Source organism: Methylobacterium oryzae (genome assembly GCF_021398735.1).
Taxonomy (GTDB): domain Bacteria; phylum Pseudomonadota; class Alphaproteobacteria; order Rhizobiales; family Beijerinckiaceae; genus Methylobacterium.
This window is the reverse complement of sequence record NZ_CP090349.1, coordinates 166,883-179,025: the sequence shown is the minus strand read 5'-3', so window position 1 is coordinate 179,025 and position 12,143 is coordinate 166,883. Positions and strand designations below refer to the sequence as shown.

Sequence of the window (12,143 nt, the reverse complement as noted above, 5' to 3'; positions counted from 1 at the left end):
GCGAGGTTTCGGGGCCATGCGCCCCGACGGCCCGCGAAGTCCGCCGCTTCGACTTCGCAGCGCCCGGTGCGTCATCCGACGGCGGAGAGGGATCGCGCATGCCCTACGCGGACATTGAGGCGCACGGCGTCATCGGCAACCTGCGCACCGCCGCCCTGGTCTGCAGCAACGGCACCATCGACTTCTTCTGCTTTCCCCAATTCGACTCGCCAAGCGTGTTCGCGGCCCTGCTCGACGACGCCAAGGGCGGCCACTTCTCCATCACGCCGGAGCCGGACGGCGTGCGCACCCGGCAGATGTACCTGCCTGAGACCAACGTGCTCGTGACCCGCTTCATGAGCGAGGCGGGCATGGCCGAGGTCGTCGACTACATGCCGATCTGCACGGACGGACCGAAGAGCGCCCTCGTGCGCTGCGTGAAGGGCATCCGCGGCAGCATGACGTTGCGCGTGGCTTGCGAACCCCGGTTCGACTATGCCCGCGCCGCCTCGCGGGCTCATCTGCGCGACGGCGGCGTGGTCGAGTTCGCGCCGGAAGGCGAAGGGGCTCCACTGCGTCTGCGCGCGACCGTGCCGATGACGGCGACCCAATCAGGCGCCACGGCGACCGTCACGCTCGCGCCAGGCGAGGAGGCCGGGTTCGTGTTCGAATGTACCCGCGAGCGCCCGAGCGAGGGCGACCTCGACACGTTTCTGGAGAGCACCTTCTCGGAGACGATGGCGTACTGGAGGTCCTGGAGTGGGCGCTCACGCTACCGCGGCCGCTGGCGCGAGACCGTGCAGCGGTCGGCGCTCGCGCTCAAGGTGCTGACCTCCGCCGACCACGGAGCGGTCCTGGGCGCTGCGACTTTCGGCCTACCCGAGTGGGTCGGCGGCGGACGCAACTGGGATTACCGCTACTGCTGGATCCGCGACGCCGCCTTCACCGTCTACGCGCTCATGCGCCTGGGCTACACCGACGAAGCGACGGCCTTCATCGGTTGGGTCGAAAAGCGGGCGCGCGAGCAGGGCGAGGGTGACAGGCTCCAGATCCTGTACGCCCTCGACGGCGGCAGCGACGCCTCCGAGGAGGAGCTCGACCACCTCGCTGGGTATCGGGGGTCTCGACCCGTGCGGATCGGCAACGCCGCCGCCGAGCAACTGCAGCTCGACATCTACGGCGAGTTGGCGGACGCCATCTACCTCGCGGACAAGTACGGCGTGCCGGCCAGCATCGACACTTGGCACGGCGTGGCCCGCGCACTCGACTGGGTCTGCGAGAACTGGAACCAACCAGATGAGGGCATCTGGGAGGTGCGCGGCGGCCGCCAGGCCTTCCTGTCCGGGCGCCTCATGTGCTGGGTCGCGCTGAGCCGAGGCTTGCGCATGGCGAGACAACTCGCCCGTCCGGCGCCCCTCCAGCGTTGGCACGAGACGCAGGATGCCATCGCCCAGAGCATCTACACGGATTTCTGGAACCCCGAGAAACGCGCCTTCGTGCAGCATCCGGGCACCGACGCCCTGGACGCGGCGGCGCTGCTCATGCCGCTGGTCAAGTTCATCAGCCCGGTCGACCCCCGCTGGCTCTCGACCCTCGACGCCATCGGCCGCGAGTTGGTGAGCGACGCCCTGGTCCTCCGCTACCAGACCAAGGAGGGCGCCAATAGCGACGGTCTGGAGGGACGGGAGGGCGCCTTCACGCCGTGCTCGTTCTGGTACGTCGAGTGCCTCGCCCGGGCCGGGCGCCTGGAGGAGGCACAGCTCACCTTCGAAAAGATGCTGGGCTACGCCAACCACCTCGGCCTCTATGCGGAGGAGCTCGGGCCGCGGGGCGAGCATCTCGGCAACTTCCCGCAGGCCTTCACCCACCTGGCGCTCATCAGCGCGGCCTACGCCCTGGACCGCGCCTTGTCCGACAAGGGACGGCCATCGACGGGCCAGGACCTCCGCGGCTGAATCGCGACGCAGGGCAACGCTTGGCGACCTCGATTGACGTGGCGGGCGACGTGACGGCCGATCCTGGGGCCTCAGGTGCTCGGTATGGAATTCGCTGCCGTCGACGGCGCGAGGGTGAGGATCACGGTGCCTATATTGGCCGAGGTCGTTACGATGGCTATCCGCGGCCCCCGTCCAGTCCTCGCGCCGCGTGCCGGCCGGCCCTGACGTCGAGCGATGACCGTGCCACGACGCCCGTCCAAAGCGCTTGCTCGAAGGCCGACGGGCTGCTCCCGCATCGCCGGCGACGCATCTCCGGAATGCGAGAGGCGCTGGCGAAGCAGCTCACATCGAGATTATCGAGCATAAATTCTCGGCAAATTGGCATTCAGGATATCAGATCGCGACCGTAGTGTGACCTCACGTTCGCAACCGAAGCGAAGGAGGGTCACATGTCTCACACCGCTTTCTCATCACATCGCACCAACGGCCGGACCACTGCGTCGAGGCTGGTCTCCGCTGCCTTGGCCGGCCTCGTGCTCGTCGGCACCTCGGTGGCCCCCGCAGCGGCCGGGCACTTCATGTCGGAAGCCCCCGCTGCCGCGAAGCCGGTCCGGCTGCCGGCGCTCCACATAACGACGGGCTTTCGGCGCGTGAGCGCGGTCGGCCAGACCAAGCCGCCTGGGGCGGCCCTGGATTGGCGCGCCGGCACGACCCCCGGGCTCGACGCTCAGAGCCATCGCCTGGACCAGCTCATCACCACCACGATTTGCAGTCGCTGCTGATCCGACGAATGCTAGCGCGACCGCAGCCGGAGAGTGTCAGCCGGATTGCCGGAACGCGTTTTCGCCCGCCTCCACGGAGGCAGACCTTTGCGTACGCATATTTCCGGAGCCACGACCATGAGCGCGACCGAGCCGTCATTCGAGCCACGTCCGAGCGAGGAGCAGTCAGGGAGCGCGGAGGCGCGAGCCGCAACCCGGCCGGAACACTTCGACGTGCTGATCCTCGGCAGCGGCCAGGGCGGCAAGCTGCTGGCCTGGCATCTGGGGCACGCCGGGCGGCGGGTCGCCGTGGTCGAGCGCCGCTGGATCGGCGGCTCGTGTCCCAACATCGCCTGCCTGCCCAGCAAGAACGAGATCTGGAGCGCCAAGGTCGCGCACCTCGTACGCAACGCCGCGCGGTTCGGGACCATCACCGGCCCGGTCACGACCGACATGGAAGTGGTCCGCCAACGCAAGCGCGCGATGGTCGAGGGTGAGGTCGCGTTCCACCTCAAGGCCTATGGCGACGCCGGCGTCGACTTGGTCATGGGCAGCGGGCGCTTCGTCGCGACGAAGACGCTGGAGGTGCGGCTCAATGACGGCGGCACGCGAGTGCTGACGGGCGATCAGGTGTTCCTCAACCTGGGAACGCACGCGATCATCCCCGCCATACCCGGGCTCTCGGAGGCCGCTCCGCTCACCCACATCGAGACCCTGGAGCTCGATGCCGTGCCCGCGCACCTGATCGTGCTGGGCGGCGGCTATGTCGGGCTGGAGATGGCGCAGGCGCTCGGCCGCTTCGGCAGCCGCGTGACCATCATTCAGACCGGTCCTCAACTCCTGAGCAACGAGGACGCCGATGTCGCCGCCGAGATGCGGCAGATCCTCGCTGCCGAGGACATCGAGGTCATCACGGGCGCCGAAACCCTGAGTGTGAGGGGCCGCTCCGGGCAGGCGGTCAGCCTCGTCGTGCGCACAAGCGCCGGCGAGCGGATGATCGAAGGGAGCCACATCCTCGTCGCTGCCGGGCGTACGCCCAATACGCAGGGGATCGGGCTGGAGGAGGCCGGCGTCGCGTTGACGGATCGAGGCTTCATCCGCGTGAATGAGCGCCTGGAGACAAGCGCGCCCGGAGTATGGGCGCTCGGCGAGGCGGCGGGGAGCCCGCAGTTCACCCACGTCTCCGTCGACGACTTCCGGATCATCCGGGACAATCTCGCCGGCGGCCAGCGCAGCACCCAGGACCGCCTGGTCCCGGCCAACATGTTCACCGAGCCACCGCTCGCCCGCGTCGGGCTGAACGAGCGCGAGGCGCAACGCCAGGGCGTCCCCGTCCGGGTGGCGCGGCTGCCGATGAGCGCCGTGTTGAGGACGCAGACGACCGGCGAGACGCAGGGCTTCATGAAGGCCTTGGTCGGGGACGACGACCGCATCCTGGGCTTCACCATGATCGGCTCCGAGGCCGGCGAGGTCGTGGCTGTGGTGCAGACGGCGATGCTGGCCGGATTGCCCCACCAGCGTCTACGGGATGCCGTCCTGGCGCACCCGACCATGGCGGAGGGCCTCGGTCCGCTCTTCGCGGGCGTGCCGCCCCGTTCCTCGTAGCGGCGGGGTCCTTATGACGGGAGTGCCGGAACGGGCGATTCCGCGGACTGCGCGCCTCGGCGCCATTGCGCCGGCGTGACCCCCATGCGTTGCTTGAAGGCGCGCTGGAAGGCGGCTTCGGACTGGTACCCGACCGTCTCCGCCACCGCGCCCGTGCTCGCGGACGGGTTGCGCAACTCGCTGGCCGCCAGGGTCATGCGGATGTCTGTTAGCAGTTCGCTGGCGGACTGTCCCAGTCTCTCCTGAAACTGCCGCGCCATGGTCGCCCTGGACATGTTGCAGAGCCGCGCCAGCTTGGGCAGCGTCCACGGCCGGCCCGGCTCGTTGAACAGGGCCGACAGGGCGGGAGCCAGGCGGCTGTGGCCCGCCAGGGCCAGCAAGCCGACCGGCCTGTCACGGGCCTCGCTGGCCAGACGCAGCGTTAGCGTGAACAGTGCCGTGGACAGCGCGTTCAGCATGGCCCGGCCGCCCAGTCCGTCGGACACCGCCTCGTGGCGCATGAGCGACACGAGGCCAGTCAGCACGTCCTGGGTTCCCGATAACGCCGCGGACGCGCCCGGGTCGGCCGTTCGCACCACGAGGCGCGGCGGCAGGTAGTCCCGCAACAGGCGTTCCTGGGCGCGCGCGAGCACGAAGTGCCCGCAGAGCATGTCGAGCCGCTCGCCCGTGCCCTCGTTCTCGCTGATCAACAGGTTGGCGGCCGTCCGAGTATGCGCTGGCGCCGCGGGCGCCCCGCTGCCGTCGTGAAGGATGTGGTCCACCCGCTGCGGAAGCAGCAGGATGTCCCCGGCCGAGAGGCGCAGCGGCGGGCCACCTGTCGGGTCCTCAAGCACGGCCGATCCGGCGACGACGGCGTGATAGGCCATCTCGCCGACCGCCGCGCCCGCTTGGTCAATGCGCCAGGGGGCCCCATAGGTGCAGTAGATGTCGAGGCGACCGCGGACAGGGACGAGCGCGAGCAGGCGGCTCAGCCAGTCCTCGGGTGTTGCCATGGCGGACCCTCGGGTTTGAAACGATGGGGCGGAATACCCGCTGTTTTCCGCACTAATCAGCTCGCTTAACGGCTGTAAACCGAGCACTTGGGGATCAAGGCGTTCGGGAGCGTGGATGCGCGGCGAGTTCTTCTTTCATGACGTCGAGGAACCTGCGCACGCGGGCGGGGGTGTGTTGCTTGGTCGGGAGTACCGCCCAAATGGCGAGCCGCTCGGGCTCGGTGTCGGTCAGGGTGACCTCGACGAGCGTGCGGTCGGTCAGGTCCCGAGCCACGTCCCAGTAAGTCAGGAGCGCGAGGCCGGCGCCGGCCACGCAGGCGCCGCGAACCGTATCGACGCTGTTGGCCGCCAAGCGGCCGCCGATCCGTTTCGCGACGGGCTTCCCGCCCTGGGTGAACGGCCACGCGTCCATCGCGTGCAGCGTCAGACAGGTGTGCTCGTCGAGGTCGACGAGCCGTTCGGGGCGTCCATGTCTCGCGAGGTAGCTCGGCGCGGCGCAGAGGACACGCGGGTTGTCGGCCAGCTTCACGGCGACCAGCTCGGATGCTTGCAGCGTGGCGACCCGCAACGCGACGTCGAGGCCGGATGCCGCGATGTCCATGATCCTGTCGCTAAACATCAGGTCTACGTGGAGCAGTGGGTTCTCGGCCATCAGCCGTACGGCCTGTGGCACCACGAGCGCACGCCCGATCCGGTTGGGCGCTGTCACGCGCAGAACGCCACTCAAGCCTTCGTGACGCTCCGAGAAAGCCGCCATGGCGGCGGCCTTCGCGTCGAGCATGGCTTGGGCGAGCGGGAGGAACGTCTCGCCATCCGCTGTGAGGGCTATGGTCCGGGTGGTGCGATGGAGAAGGCGAACCCCGAGCTCCGCCTCCAAGGCAACTAGACGGCGGCTAACCGCCATCGGCGAATGACCCGACAGCCGCCCCGCGGCGGACAGGCTTCCGGCCGAGACGATGGAGCAGAAGAGCGCGACGTCCGACAGGTCCATCAGCATATCACCATGCGATAAGATCCTTCTCGTCTGAGCTCGCTACCGCCTATCCCGCGACAAAGCTAGTTATGCGCCCATCGAAGCGCGACCCGCCTCTTTGACTGCGCCTATCGACGGTCAACGGCGGGTCAGATTGCAGGGCGGGGTCATCATGAGCACGAGCGCCGACACCCTCTTCACGACCACCGATATAAACGGGCTGACAATTCGCAACCGGTTCGCGGTCGCCCCGATGACTCGGATCAGCGCGAACGAGGACGGGACCGCGAGCGAGCGGATGGCGCGCTACTACGAGCGCTTCGCCCGTGGCGGCTTCGGTCTGCTGATCACCGAAGGCATCTACACGGATCAGGCGTTTGCGCAGGGCTACCATCATCAGCCGGGTCTCACCGACGAGGCGCAGGGTCTCGCCTGGCGACCGATCGTCGAGGCTGCCCACCGGCACGGCGCCCGCTTCTTCGCGCAGGTGATGCACGCCGGTGCGATCAGCCAAGGCAATCGCTTCCGCGACGGCACCATCGGACCCTCGGCCGTCCAGCCCAGGGGCAGCCAGATGGAGTTCTACTACGGTAAGGGCGCCTACCCGGCACCGTCTGCCATGACGGACGGGCAGATTGCCGAGGCGGTCGACGGGTTCGCCGCCTCTGCCGAGCGTGCTGTCGCCGTCGCGGGCTTCGACGGGATCGAGATCCACGGCGCAAACGGCTACCTCATCGACCAGTTCCTGACGGAACACACCAACCGGCGAGGCGACCGGTGGGGCGGCGACGCCCACGCGCGCACCGCGTTCGCTGTGGCGGTGTTCAAGGCTGTGCGCGCAAAGGTCGGCGGGAACGTGCCGGTCGGCATCCGGATCTCACAGGGCAAAGTCAACGACTTCACCCACAAATGGGCTGGTCGCGAGCAGGACGCGGAAGCAGTCTTCGGAACGCTGGCGGATGCTGGCTTGGACTACATCCACGTCACCGAGCATGACGCGTCGAAGCCTGCCTTTGAAATCGGCCAGGATAGCCTCGTGGCGCTTGCTCGCCGCTATGCCCCAAACCTCTCGCTGCTCGCCAACGGAGGGTTCCAGGAGGCCTCTAAGGCGGAGGCGGTCGTCGAGGCCGGGGCGGACATCGTGGCGTTCGGCAAGGCTGCGCTCGCGAACCCGGATCTGCCCAATCGCATCGGCGCGGCGCGGGACTTGGCCCCGTTCGATCCTGCCATTCTCGGGCCCATCGCCGACATCAAGGAGCGGGAACTGGCTCTCTGAGCTGATGCAACGCACAGAGTTCCGATGCCGCTGGTTTGGTGAAGCCCGTGAAATACCCGCTGAGCGTCATCCCGTCGACCACACAGGTGGGTAATCGATAGTCTTCCATACAGTCGAGCACTGGTTCTTCCGAAGGGCCGCCGTTCCCACGGCGGCCCTTCGTGCGTCCAAACCCCCTGGCCGAAATAAGCGACTGGCATCGTCGGCTTGGCCCTACCCATCGACCGTGCTGCTGCGACCGTCTCACCCCGAGCCACTAGCCCGGGCGGCTTACCCACTCCACAGAGCCGTCGACTAGGCCAGATTGAGATTAAGGAGCATATCTGCGCTGCATTCAAGCATTTATAGTCTCGGAAGCCGTAGGTAGAAAGGGTGCACCAACTTCAACGCCTACGGAGGGCATCATGAACTTCCTCATCGACAAGCTAGCCGGCTCGTTCCTGCTCCGGCGCGACCTGGACTACCACCTGCTCCGGACCGCGATGGTCGTCATCTTCGCTTGGTTCGGATACGACAAATGGTTCGAGGCCGAGATCCGGGGATTGCTTCCCTTGATCACGCACGGCCCCTTCACCTTCTGGACCATTCCGGTTCTGGGCATTCGCGGCACGGCCATCTTCCTGGGCGCCTCGGAGTGGACCTTTGGCACGCTCCTGCTCCTAGGCTTCTGGAACAAGAAGCTGGGGGTGCTGGGTGCCCTCGGCTCCACGGCCACCTTCGTCTCGACCTTGACGATCCTTCCGTTCGTGCCCGATGCCTGGGATGCAGGCGCCGGTGGCTTCCCCGCCATGGCGATGAATGCCGCCTTCCTCCTGAAGGATCTCGTCCTGCTGGTCGTCTCGGTCTATTTGCTTAGACAGGATGTGGCTCGCGTCGTCGCGGCTCGCGACGCCATTGATGGGCATGTCGCTTTCACCCGCTGACTTTCAGAACCAGAATCATTGATGCCCCTGGACCGCTTTAAATGAGTCCGGGGGCATTGGTCGTTCGGATGAAGCGAACGGTATCGGCATGGATCACTGCCGGGGAATGCCTTGCCACCCCCAGTTAGCCGAACGCCGAGGAGCGCGGCAGGCAGCAGCTCAGCGCCGCTAGTCCAGGGGAAGATCCCATGGGCATGGCCGTCGGTGAACGTGATATGGATGGCATAGCCGCCCATGGGTTCGACGCGGGTGACTGCGATGTCGGCGAAGGCATCTGGGCAGCGATTCACGAAGCGGTCAGTCGGCCGAAGCGGTCGCCGGACACCCAGTACTGGCAGTGATTGTTCGATCCCGGACAGCGCCTCGTGTGCGATGGCCTCCTCGGCAGGACTGCGGGCTCGAAATGCCAGACCTGATGGAATATTCGCCGCGGCCGCGGCGTCTGACCTCCCGTGAGACACCTGCGCGATCGACCATGTCGGAACCGCGCGGTCGCGACACCGGCCGGAGGCATGCGGTGCAGCAGATGATGCTCCTCGTCGAGCCACTCATCCCGGCGCTTCGGCGCTACGCCGCTGCGCTGACACGGGATCGGTCGGACGCCGACGACCTCGTTCAGGACACGCTCGAGTTGGCGATCGCCCGCTGGCATCAGCGGCGGGACGAAGGAAGCGTCAGATCATGGCTCTTCGCGATCCTGCATAATCTGGCGATGAGCCGCGTGCGTCAGTCCCGTCGACGCGGCGGTGCTCATCTGCCGCTCGACGACGTCGACGAGACGTCCCTAGCCGTTCCACCCCACCAAGAAGCGAGCCTGCAGCGTCACGACCTTCTACGAGCACTCGACGCCTTGCCCGAGGAGCAGCGCAGCGTGCTGCTCCTCGTGACAGTGGAAGGCCTCTCGTATGCCGAGACAGCGGAAGTGCTCGGCGTGCCGACCGGCACCGTGATGTCACGGCTGTCCCGCGCGCGGGACCGGATGATCCAGTTGATGGACGGCGAAGCCAATATCCGGCGGCCGGTCCTGAGGAGGCTGAAATGAACGAGCGGCCGATCAGCGAGAACGATCTGCAGGCCTTCGTTGACGACAGGCTCGGCCCCGACAGCCGCGCCGAAGTTGAGACCTATCTCGTCGAGAATGCTCAGGCCCGAGCACGGGTGGCTCGGCTAATGTTGCTGCGCGATGATCTGCGCAGTGCGTTCGCGCCGATCGCCGCCGAACCGGTGCCGCCGCAACTCGATCTCGTCCGCCTCGTCGCTGCGCGAAGGCGGCCGCGCGTGTCAGCTTGGCAGGGCATTGCCGCAGCTCTTCTCCTGACTGTTGGTGGCCTCAGTGGCTGGATCGCGAGAGGGACGCTTCCGGATGGATCGAGCGGCATCTCCGTGCTCGCGCAGGAGGCGAAAACAAACTACGTCGTCTACGCACCAGACCGCACACGGCCGATCGAACTTGCCGCGACTGATCGGGATGAGATCGCACACTGGTTCTCCGCCCGCCTGAAGCGACCCGTCGACGTGCCCGATCTGAGCGAGGCGGGTTACCACCTGCTCGGCGGCCGGTTAGTCGCCACCGACCACGGACCGGCGGGCATGCTGATGTACGACGACGCCCAGGGCACGCGCGTGGTCATGCTGATCCGTTCCTTCGGTGATGGCGGCGACGTGCCAATGGTCGAACACATTTACGGCTCCATCGCCGGATGTGCCTGGGTCCGGAAGGGGCTCGGCTACAGTCTCGTTGCGGCGGCCGATCCCGAAGTGCTGCAACCACTGGTCAGAGAAATCCGGCGCCGAGAGGTTGCCAACACTCAGGGGTAGAGCAACCTCGCGGTCCCTGGCAGTCCGCCTTCAGTCCCGATGCCACCTCGAGCGGGCCGTCGGCAACGCGCGCCCGCAGACGATATACCGCCCGTTCCCGCCAACCTTTCCGCTGCTCAGAGGATCAACACCATGGCAGATCTGCTCAGCACGCTACTCGCGTGCCGCCCCCTCGTCGCACGCTGGGCCCCGGTCCCGCTGCGCCTGATCGTCGGCTACGGCTTCGTGGCGCATGGCCTAGCGAAAGCCGCCCGAGGCTACGATGCCTTTCCCGCCATCGTGGAGGCGATGGGATTACCGCTGCCGCATCTGTTCGGATGGCTGACGATACTCGTGGAGATCTTCGGCGGATTGGCGATTCTGCTGGGCGCACTCGTGCCGCTCGCCAGCCTACCAATGGCGATCGTCCTGCTGGTCGCAGCATTAACCGTGCATCTCCCCTATGGCTTCAGCTCTATCAAGCTTCAGGCCGTGACCGCGGCCGGGGCGACCTTCGGACCTCCTGGGTACGAGACAGATCTGCTCTATCTCGCTGGTCTTCTGGCGCTTGTTATCGGCGGACCTGGTCCGCTTTCCATCGACGAGCTACTGCGTAAGCGTCTCGGAGCAGCAACTATAAATCAGAATGCAATACATTCTGTCAAAAGATTCTGAATATGTTTTCAAACTGAGCTGTTATATTCCTGTTTTATAACATATTTTAGGATTATCTACCTTATTTGAATGACGAACGAGCGATTTCGTTATGACGTCAAAGCGGCCAAACTTTGCAACCCGTTGTCAAATCAAGAAGTACAACGAATATGTTGCCGAAAATACGGCATTGGTAGTCTGGCCGCTCCGACCAGCGTGTCATTATTTTCGCTGAACGTGTGGGTCTTAAGGGCGAGCATCAGAGGAGATAGGCATGCGAGATTGGATGTGCTCTCCTCCATCAATGCGATCGGGGGACGGCCAGTTGCCTTCGGGTGTGCCAAATCACCTTCTTGATAACCAACCTCGTATTGAAGAATCACACACCAAAATCGAGTTGTTGATCGTGAAATATGCTTTACCGTCTTCCGCTGAGATCGCATCAGCGCTCGCAGAATATGGGTTTCAAGTTGACGAGGCTCCAAGCGGGACGCCTGGACTACGCATGGCAATTGAAGGCAAATTTGATGTGATCATCTTGGATCGCATACTGCCCGGGATCGACGGCTTGTCTCTGGTCACGAAGCTGCGCGCCGCGAAGGTCTCTACGCCGGTTCTGATCCTCAGCGCTCTGTCGACTGTCAACGATCGCGTCGACGGGCTGCGCGCCGGCGCCGACGATTATCTCGCCAAGCCGCTCGAGTTCACCGAGCTCACCGCCCGCGTCGACGCGCTCGCCCGGCGCAAGATGGCGGCCGCCGCGCTCAATGAGCTTCAGGTCGGCGACCTGCGCCTCGATCTGATCGAGCGCGTCCTCTACTGTGCCGGCCGACCGATCGAGCTGCTGCCTAAGGAATTCGCCATCATTGAGTTCCTCATGCAGAACGCTGGCGTACTGGTGAACCGGCATACTATCTTCGAATCTGTATGGGGCTACAGCTTCAATCACCAATCGAGCGTCATCGACGTGCACATTGGAAAAATTCGCAAGAAACTCAATCCCAACGGGTTAAACCCGCGCATCCATACAGTATGCAACATGGGATTTATCCTCCGCTAGATTACTAAGCCTATAGCTATTGGCTGCGCTACTTGCTCAGCCTCTGATTTGCAGCAAAAATGCCGGCGGCCTGGAACCGGCCATATGCGTCCGCTTTCGAGACCTATCATTCCTGAAGCCGAACGGCGGCTTTCGGCCGATTCTGTTGAAAAACTCAGGTGTTGCGGCGGTAGTCGTGAGGTGATT

Annotated in this window: 13 protein-coding genes; 10 read left to right on the top strand and 3 right to left on the bottom strand. The window is 65.5% G+C overall.

The features are described 5' to 3' along the window. Window positions 1–98: 98 nt before the first annotated feature. The 3 genes from LXM90_RS00815 to LXM90_RS00805 all read left to right on the top strand — a co-directional run bounded on the left by LXM90_RS00815 (window position 99) and on the right by LXM90_RS00805 (window position 4,282). Entirely contained in the window at window positions 99–1,934 is a 1,836-nt protein-coding gene (locus LXM90_RS00815) for a glycoside hydrolase family 15 protein (protein ID WP_234081502.1), read from the top strand. A 431-nt stretch (window positions 1,935–2,365) separates the two neighbouring features. Then, window positions 2,366–2,698: a hypothetical protein gene (locus tag LXM90_RS00810; RefSeq protein ID WP_234081501.1), complete on the top strand. Its 333-nt coding sequence runs from the start codon at window positions 2,366–2,368 to the stop codon at window positions 2,696–2,698. Between the two features lie 117 nt (window positions 2,699–2,815). Next, window positions 2,816–4,282: an FAD-dependent oxidoreductase gene (locus LXM90_RS00805; RefSeq protein ID WP_234081500.1), complete on the top strand. Its 1,467-nt coding sequence runs from the start codon at window positions 2,816–2,818 to the stop codon at window positions 4,280–4,282. A gap of 11 nt (window positions 4,283–4,293) precedes the next feature. Here the strand turns inward: LXM90_RS00805 and LXM90_RS00800 are convergent, their stop codons facing one another. After that, on the bottom strand, window positions 4,294–5,274 hold the full coding sequence (locus tag LXM90_RS00800) for an AraC family transcriptional regulator (RefSeq protein WP_234081498.1): 981 nt from the start codon (window positions 5,272–5,274) through the stop codon (window positions 4,294–4,296). Between the two features lie 94 nt (window positions 5,275–5,368). After that, window positions 5,369–6,265, bottom strand: coding sequence for a LysR family transcriptional regulator (locus tag LXM90_RS00795; RefSeq protein ID WP_234081497.1), 897 nt, complete (start codon window positions 6,263–6,265; stop codon window positions 5,369–5,371). 154 nt (window positions 6,266–6,419) lie between these two features. Here LXM90_RS00795 and LXM90_RS00790 point away from each other — a divergent pair, with 154 nt between their 5' ends. Both LXM90_RS00790 and LXM90_RS00785 read left to right on the top strand, forming a co-directional pair. Continuing rightward, window positions 6,420–7,523 carry an NADH:flavin oxidoreductase gene (locus tag LXM90_RS00790; protein ID WP_234081496.1) on the top strand — a complete coding sequence of 368 codons (1,104 nt, stop codon included), beginning with the start codon at window positions 6,420–6,422 and terminating at the stop codon, window positions 7,521–7,523. A 404-nt stretch (window positions 7,524–7,927) separates the two neighbouring features. Next, complete coding sequence (locus LXM90_RS00785) at window positions 7,928–8,446, top strand: DUF417 family protein (protein WP_234081495.1); 519 nt, start codon at window positions 7,928–7,930, stop codon at window positions 8,444–8,446. Here the strand turns inward: LXM90_RS00785 and LXM90_RS00780 are convergent. Then, window positions 8,368–8,682: a gamma-butyrobetaine hydroxylase-like domain-containing protein gene (locus tag LXM90_RS00780; RefSeq protein ID WP_234083086.1), complete on the bottom strand. Its 315-nt coding sequence runs from the start codon at window positions 8,680–8,682 to the stop codon at window positions 8,368–8,370. The genes LXM90_RS00785 and LXM90_RS00780 overlap by 79 nt on opposite strands. Between LXM90_RS00780 and LXM90_RS00775 the strand changes: the two genes are divergently transcribed. The 5 genes from LXM90_RS00775 to LXM90_RS00755 all read left to right on the top strand — a co-directional run bounded on the left by LXM90_RS00775 (window position 8,635) and on the right by LXM90_RS00755 (window position 11,957). Next, a complete protein-coding gene (locus LXM90_RS00775; protein ID WP_234083107.1) occupies window positions 8,635–8,787 on the top strand; it encodes a hypothetical protein in 153 nt (50 codons plus the stop codon). The genes LXM90_RS00780 and LXM90_RS00775 overlap by 48 nt on opposite strands. A 176-nt stretch (window positions 8,788–8,963) precedes the next feature. Further along, window positions 8,964–9,488, top strand: a complete 525-nt coding sequence (locus LXM90_RS00770; RefSeq protein ID WP_234081494.1) for an RNA polymerase sigma factor — start codon at window positions 8,964–8,966, stop codon at window positions 9,486–9,488. Continuing rightward, window positions 9,485–10,264, top strand: coding sequence for an anti-sigma factor family protein (locus LXM90_RS00765; RefSeq protein WP_234081492.1), 780 nt, complete (start codon window positions 9,485–9,487; stop codon window positions 10,262–10,264). Before LXM90_RS00770 ends, LXM90_RS00765 begins: the two co-directional genes overlap by 4 nt. A 132-nt stretch (window positions 10,265–10,396) precedes the next feature. Continuing rightward, window positions 10,397–10,918, top strand: coding sequence for a DoxX family protein (locus tag LXM90_RS00760; protein ID WP_234081491.1), 522 nt, complete (start codon window positions 10,397–10,399; stop codon window positions 10,916–10,918). A 253-nt stretch (window positions 10,919–11,171) separates the two neighbouring features. Next, the gene (locus LXM90_RS00755) at window positions 11,172–11,957 is read left to right on the top strand and encodes a response regulator transcription factor (protein WP_234081490.1); all 786 of its coding nucleotides are present in this window, start codon (window positions 11,172–11,174) and stop codon (window positions 11,955–11,957) included. Window positions 11,958–12,143 lie beyond the last annotated feature (186 nt).

Coding starts and splice junctions, on each gene's coding strand:
- LXM90_RS00775 (WP_234083107.1), top strand. CDS start 8,635: ATGGGCATGGCCGTCGGTGAACGTGATATGGATGGCATAGCCGCCCAT.
- LXM90_RS00760 (WP_234081491.1), top strand. CDS start 10,397: ATGGCAGATCTGCTCAGCACGCTACTCGCGTGCCGCCCCCTCGTCGCA.
- LXM90_RS00815 (WP_234081502.1), top strand. CDS start 99: ATGCCCTACGCGGACATTGAGGCGCACGGCGTCATCGGCAACCTGCGC.
- LXM90_RS00810 (WP_234081501.1), top strand. CDS start 2,366: ATGTCTCACACCGCTTTCTCATCACATCGCACCAACGGCCGGACCACT.
- LXM90_RS00755 (WP_234081490.1), top strand. CDS start 11,172: ATGCGAGATTGGATGTGCTCTCCTCCATCAATGCGATCGGGGGACGGC.
- LXM90_RS00800 (WP_234081498.1), bottom strand. CDS start 5,274: ATGGCAACACCCGAGGACTGGCTGAGCCGCCTGCTCGCGCTCGTCCCT.
- LXM90_RS00785 (WP_234081495.1), top strand. CDS start 7,928: ATGAACTTCCTCATCGACAAGCTAGCCGGCTCGTTCCTGCTCCGGCGC.
- LXM90_RS00765 (WP_234081492.1), top strand. CDS start 9,485: ATGAACGAGCGGCCGATCAGCGAGAACGATCTGCAGGCCTTCGTTGAC.
- LXM90_RS00805 (WP_234081500.1), top strand. CDS start 2,816: ATGAGCGCGACCGAGCCGTCATTCGAGCCACGTCCGAGCGAGGAGCAG.
- LXM90_RS00795 (WP_234081497.1), bottom strand. CDS start 6,265: ATGGACCTGTCGGACGTCGCGCTCTTCTGCTCCATCGTCTCGGCCGGA.
- LXM90_RS00790 (WP_234081496.1), top strand. CDS start 6,420: ATGAGCACGAGCGCCGACACCCTCTTCACGACCACCGATATAAACGGG.
- LXM90_RS00780 (WP_234083086.1), bottom strand. CDS start 8,682: ATGGGCGGCTATGCCATCCATATCACGTTCACCGACGGCCATGCCCAT.